This is a genomic window from Candidatus Zixiibacteriota bacterium, from assembly GCA_026397505.1.
GTDB lineage: Bacteria > Zixibacteria > MSB-5A5 > GN15 > PGXB01 > JAPLUR01.
On the sequence record JAPLUR010000007.1, the window covers coordinates 1 to 6,539 of the forward strand.

At 46.4% G+C, this 6,539-nt stretch carries 3 protein-coding genes; 1 reads left to right on the forward strand and 2 read right to left on the reverse strand.

Going from position 1 to position 6,539, the window contains the following annotated elements; all coding sequences use genetic code 11:
• Positions 1–151 precede the first annotated feature (151 nt).
• Positions 152–2,200: a hypothetical protein gene (locus NT002_00195; protein MCX6827697.1), complete on the reverse strand. Its 2,049-nt coding sequence runs from the start codon at positions 2,198–2,200 to the stop codon at positions 152–154.
• Positions 2,201–2,788: 588 nt separating this feature from the next.
• Between NT002_00195 and NT002_00200 the strand changes: the two genes are divergently transcribed.
• Positions 2,789–5,245, forward strand: coding sequence for an SBBP repeat-containing protein (locus NT002_00200; GenBank protein ID MCX6827698.1), 2,457 nt, complete (start codon positions 2,789–2,791; stop codon positions 5,243–5,245).
• A 288-nt stretch (positions 5,246–5,533) separates the two neighbouring features.
• Here NT002_00200 and NT002_00205 read toward each other — a convergent pair whose 3' ends face one another.
• The gene (locus tag NT002_00205; protein MCX6827699.1) at positions 5,534–6,427 is read right to left on the reverse strand and encodes a recombinase zinc beta ribbon domain-containing protein; all 894 of its coding nucleotides are present in this window, start codon (positions 6,425–6,427) and stop codon (positions 5,534–5,536) included.
• Between the last annotated feature and the right edge of the window lie 112 nt (positions 6,428–6,539).

A 6,539-nucleotide genomic window follows, 5' to 3' on the forward strand; every position in this document is an offset into this window, starting at 1 on the left:
AGGCCACTTTCTGCGGCGTCTTACCCAGCCTCACCAAAGCTTCCAATTCCCGCCGCTGAATACGATTCAATCTGAGAGGTCGACTAACATTGCTCATACCCCATAATAAATAGTTTAAATCGTGCCGTCAAGTTATTTATGGGACACAACACTAGAAAATGGGATCAACAATAACCGTCTGTGACGAGGTTGTGCCGAGTGTGTCCCTCGTCCAATGAAATGGCTCACATGACCCATCTGTGACCTGAAAAACCGGTGGAGTAGCGAAACCGAGAACATACCAGTTCCAATAACCACCGCCGAAGATGCATTCAGACGTGGTATCGCAATAGGTTCTCCCATCCGTGGTACCGCTCCTTTCCACCGCATAATATGTCGCCAGGAAATTCAAATGGGCACTAATCGTAGTGAGCAGCTTGACCGAGACGGATGTCCCTGGGACGATAACGGTAGAGTCTGTGGTATAGCCCGCGACCGGATAGAAGGCTGTCTTCGGATTTAGCAGTCGACCGACTGACGATACCTTTATAAATGGGTTTTCATACTCCCTGGTCCAGACTATGGAAAAACCACCATCCCAGCAACTTGAGTCGAACCCAGAAGCATTGCCGGGACCGGTTATAGTACCGATAATCGAACCAGTCGCCTCTTCAAGGTATCCTGGATTATTCTCATCTCCTGTGACTTTGTGGTGGGCTTGGAAATCCACTGATACCGCAATCCGTAGACCACGTACGGCCACGGATACTGTGTCCGAGTAATATACTTTGCTGCTATGCACTACTTCTGCAAAGACACGGTGGATCGTATTATCTCCACACTCAACGGCGAAGTCAGAGCCTTCGTAGATAATCTCACAACGACCGGTACTGTCCGTATCGCCTGATCCGATGAAATGGGTACCGACGGGGCCGGTCAACTCGTAAAACTGTACATGTGCGCTCTCAACAGGCTCGTTCGTCACGTTGTTGTGGACACCGGCGGAATAGCGGACAATGCAATTCTCCGCATCGCCCTCAGAAACAGCAATCTTATGCACGACGTCCTTGTCCGAAAAAATCGAGACATCAAAGCCGCACTGACAATTAATCATCCAGTTGTTGATCGAAGCACAGAACTCATCGTCAAAGTCGATTCCTGAGTGGTTCGATAGTCGAATGGCGTCATGAGCACAAGCCAATAGCTCCATACCGGCATCACAGGAATCGGCTTCACATAAACGATGCCCTTCATTGCCGGTCTTATACACCAGCGCCACGTAGTCATTGCGAAGGTCATTTTTGATTGGACCGAAATCGTCAAAATTGCTCCAAGGTCCCCACACCTCAAAGAGGGCGTCTATATTCCCAAAGCACATATACAGGTTCACAAGAGCGTCACACGGTTCTTGCAGGACTGCCTTCCCCCTGATTAAGGCGGCGTGACGGGTATAGGCATCCAAAACAATCTTCTCGATGGCAGTAATCAGATCAGGATAGCAGGCGTTCAACGGAAGATCAGGATGATCACAGCCATCGCAGGTAAAACGGAGCTGCTTGAGCGGGTATAGATCAATATAAAACGCCCAGGTGCCTACATCCGAGGACAACTTCTCGCCCGCTTGATAGATCTCTTCTTCAAAGCGGTCGTACCGTTCGTCATCGGTGCCGTAGCCGCTAAAGTGAGTAATCTCTGCGCGCAACCATCCGGCGGCGGTGTCATAGGTCGTGAAGCACGACTGATAGCTCTTACTAGCAGAGTCCAGGTATACAATTAAGGCTCCATGGGGATAGGGGAAACCAAAGTGTTTAGGCAACCGGACTGTCAGCACGGCCGGTGAATCCAGCACCAGGCCGCTCGGCTCGAAGACTGCGCCCCGGTAACAGCACAGGCTGCCTGAGTCGGTACAAGTAGGGCAGGTGTCGCCGCCCGGTCCGCCAATGCGCAAAAAAGAGAACGGTGTGATCGAAATCGTTGTATCCGATGGAAGTGCGTAGGGTGGAATCGTCAATTCGAATGCGACGCTGTCTTTGTCAAGTGCTGTGAGGCTGCCGCCAACTGCCGCAGCGATGTGAGCACTGGCTGTTCGCGCAGGATCAGCCGTGTAACTAATGGTAAAGGGGGTACGAACCGGCGGATTATTTTCGGGGGGGTTAGTAGATTTCTTCGAACAGGTGAGAAGTAATAACCCCAGAATGCATACCGCTATCGTCCTTTTCATATTGATATTCTCCGATAAGGCTTCAAAACCAAAATAATCGGCATCCGATGGGGTGCGGCGTGGTGTCAGCCGACCGGGAATCTTTACACTCTAATATATATCTTAGTCTGAATTCTCAAAGGGTTTTTTTGCCCACGTCAGAATCGGATAGCGACGGTCTGTCAAAAGTAAGATAGGCTTGATGAAGGGGACAGAACATTCAAAAAGCGAAAAGCCGATAAAATAGGTATTCTATGACGGGGGCTACGAGACGAATTCCGCAACTGGGCTATCACTGGCCACGTTGACTAAGTGGCGTTTTACGCTATTCTCAGCGTAATCCCGAGCTATTACCATGGTCACCTGCCTCCACCGATGCGGGAGGTCAAGGAAGCTCTGGCGCCGAAGGATTGATTCGGAAAGCTTATGATATAATGGGCTGTCGCAAGGCTGCCCGATTTTGATCATGGTTTATATTTGTGAATGTCATTGATAATTCAAACAATTTATCATATAATTTTATCAGAATTTATTACAGTATCCGCCAAAAGAGTTGGATGTTTGCGGATTTTGAATAATGTGGCCTTTAATTGTGAAAGGAGTAATTGGATGAAAACATTGTTTGTGGTGTTATGCGCGGTTATCGCATTGGTTTTATGTATTAACATTCAGGCCCAATTGGCTTTGGGCAAAACAATGGATAAACAAAAGATAATGGCCAATTTTTCCTCTATGCCGCTGGCTTTTACTGAAAACCGCGGGCAGTGGGGCGAGAAGACATTATTTAAAGCCGAAGCCGGTGGCGCAGCGTTTTATTTCTGCAAGGATGAAGTGGCCTATCTGTTTACTAGAAATACCAACGAGATCGACCAATGCGCAATGGATCATAGAGAGAATATGCCGGGCTTTCCTGATGAAATGAGAAAACCAATCTATAAGAAAGACGCTCTACTTATTAAGGCGCAGTTCGTCGGGGCCAACCCTAATCCGGAAATGATTGGCGAAGACCGTCTGGCACACAATTGCAATTACTTCTATAGCAACAACCCAACAAAATGGCGAACCGATGTAGCCATCTACTCAACAATCATCTATAAGGATATCTACCCCAACATCGATTTGCGTTATCGTGGCAATGGCCATGGGATAAAATATGACTTTATCGTAAATCCGGGAGCTGATTTATACCAGATTCAAATCTGCTACCGCGGTGTGGAAAATCTTTCGGTGACTAATACTGGCGACCTATGTGCTCAAACATCTTTTGGGACAATTTATGAAGCCATTCCGGAAATCTATCAGGAAAAGAATGGAACGAAGGTCTCTATTTCGGGGCGTTATAGTCTGATCAAACCGGGTATTTTTGGATTTATTGTTGACAATTTTGACCCATCCTTTACGCTGATTATTGATCCAGAGATTCTTTATAGCACCTACCTTGGGGGAAGCGGCGACGATCTGGGCTGGAGTATTGCTGTCGATAACGCAGGTTGCGCTTATGTAATCGGACAGACTGCTTCCACCGATTTCCCCACACAAAATTCATACCAGCCAAATCAAGGCGGCACAGGTAATTATGATGCCTTTATTACCAAGCTATCCGCGAATGGCAAATCTCTTATTTATAGTACTTACTTGGGGGGAAGTGGTAATGAATATGGCCGTAGAATCGCAGTTGATGGCGACGGCTTAGCTTATGTGACAGGATATACTGCTTCTTCTGATTTCCCAACCAAAAATCCTTATGACGGGAGCTTTAACGGCGGCTATAGCGATGCTTTTGTAACTAAGCTTTCGGCAAATGGTGACTCCCTTATCTATAGTACTTATTTGGGGGGTAATGATGATGATGATGGCCTTGGTATTGCGGTCGATAATGCGGGTTATGCTTATGTAGCCGGGCAAACCAATTCTACCAACTTCCCTACACTAACCCCATATCAGGGTAATCAACATGGCTCTGATGTATTTGTGACCAAGCTTTCGCTAGATGGAAATTCCTTGATTTATAGTTCTTATCTTGGGGGAACTGGAAGCGATGCTGCTTATGGCATCGCGATAGATGGCTCTGGTTGCGCATATGTGACTGGTATTACCGAAGCTGCCGACTTCCCCATTCAAAACGCGTTTCAGACCAACCAATTTGGCTATGATGCATTTGTTACCAAGTTTTCAGATGAAGGCGATTCCCTCCTCTATAGCACTTACATCGGTGGAAGCGATTTTGATTATGGCAATGATATTGCGGTCGATATCGCGGGTTGTGCCTATGTAACCGGAGTTACTTCTTCCACTGATTTCCCCCTTCAGAACCCTTATCAAACCTCCCAGGCCGGAAGTGGCGCCTTCGTAACTAAATTATCGGCAGCTGGTAACGCTGCTGTCTATAGCACGTATTTGGGCGGCGACGATTATGATGAAGGTTATGGCATATGTGTCGATAGTTACGGATGCGCCTATTTGTCTGGAAGGACTCATTCCGTCAACTTCCCTACCCAAAATCCACTCCAACCTTACCAGCAATATATTGACATTTTTGTGACGAAGTTTTCGCCAGACGGAAATTCTCTGGTCTTTAGTAGTTACCTCGGTGGAAGTGCAGATGAATTCGGATATGACATCGCGGTTGATGGTTTCGGCAGTATATATGTGACGGGATTTACTGCTTCGACTGATTTCCCTACCTATAACGCTTATGATTCAAGCTATAATACCCATAGAGATGCCATTGTGACCAAAATTAATGCGGCCGCCATGGGAATCGACGACCCTGGGCCCACTTTACCGCAGACATATCAGTTATTGCAGAATTATCCCAATCCGTTCAACCCCGTGACAACCATTGATTACTCCTTAGCGAGACGTGCGCAGGTGACCATCGATATCTTCAATATACGGGGTCAGAAAGTAAGGACTCTGGTTAATGAAACGAAATCGGCCGGATCGTATCGAATTGATTGGGATGGTAATAATGACACCGGTGATCCTGTCTCGACGGGCATCTATTTGTATCGCTTCAAAGCCGGTGACGTGAGTCAGACAAAGAAGATGCTGCTGATGAAGTAAGCGGTCGTAGAATTATCGAAAGGCAGGCTTAAATAGCCTGCCTTTTATAACTCATAATATATCCCGCGAAGTCTACAATTACATACACGCCTTTCTAACAATTTTCTAACAGAATTAGCCAAAACAGGCAATAATCAAGGACAACACGGGACAAATTGGGTCAGCGTAGGTTGTTCTATTGTTGTCCTTAAGTGTTCCGTATTGTCCCCGGTCTGGAAGTTAGAAAGAGCTCATAACCTGAAGGTCGTAGGAGTTCCAATTCTTCTGTGAAGGCCGCTGAAATCTGTCTCAAATTTGTCTCAGCAGCCGTAAGTCCATATCCTGTATCACGAAATTGGGGTTCGCATCCCCTTGGGGACGCCAAAGTTGATGGATTGGCGATTTTTGACCTAATCGCCTTTTTTCTTGGTCTTCTTTCTCCCTGTAAACTGCAAGCAAATCAAAGGGTTGACGGTACACCGGTTCAAAGTCATCACCCTTCACGATGCAGTTCGAAAGCACAAAATCCAGAAGTTTCTTCTTTTCGCCATTGCTCTGCTTAAGGTATTGATTATATGCATCTTGGGCGAGTTCTAAGATAATCGAACCCTTTTCATAGTAATCAATATTGGCATCTATATGTCTATTGAGCCTCCCTTTGATGCCTTCAATCTCCAATGAATATCTATCGTGAAGCGTCCGCCATTCACTGTCCTGTATATTTCCATCCAATTTGTCTTCATAAACCCTGGCAATGCGATTCTCAAGTTTTGATAATTCCTTCTTGAGATCGTCAGTCACTCGCTTATGATATTCATTCTCCTGGGCATGGCTGGCTTTTAACGCTTCTTTGATCCACTCGACCAAAGATTCATCAATTGAAATGGCCTTAACCACTCGCCCAAGCCTCAGAGCAACTTCCTCTTCGCGGATAAAAGGCTGTCTGCACTTACCCCTGCCTCCAGTGCATCTATAGTAAATATACTTGCCCTTGTGGATTTCAGCAGTCATGCTGCAGCCGCAATAACCACAAGTTAACAAACCTCTAAAAGCAAAAGTGTGTGTTTTCTCTTTCGACTTGTTAAATCTCTTTAGTTGACCTTGAACTTGATCAAAGAGCTCTTTTGAGATTAACGGTTCATGATTGCCCTTCTGCAGTCTTCCATCCCACCTAAACTGGACTGCACCCCTGAGACTGGACACAAAAGGTTAGGAGGATTTGGCACGGATTGGTATTTTGATACGAGGAAAGGATGGTGCCATGAATCCGAAACGGAAGTTCAGTGTGGAGCTGAAACGGCAGGTGGTAGAGCAA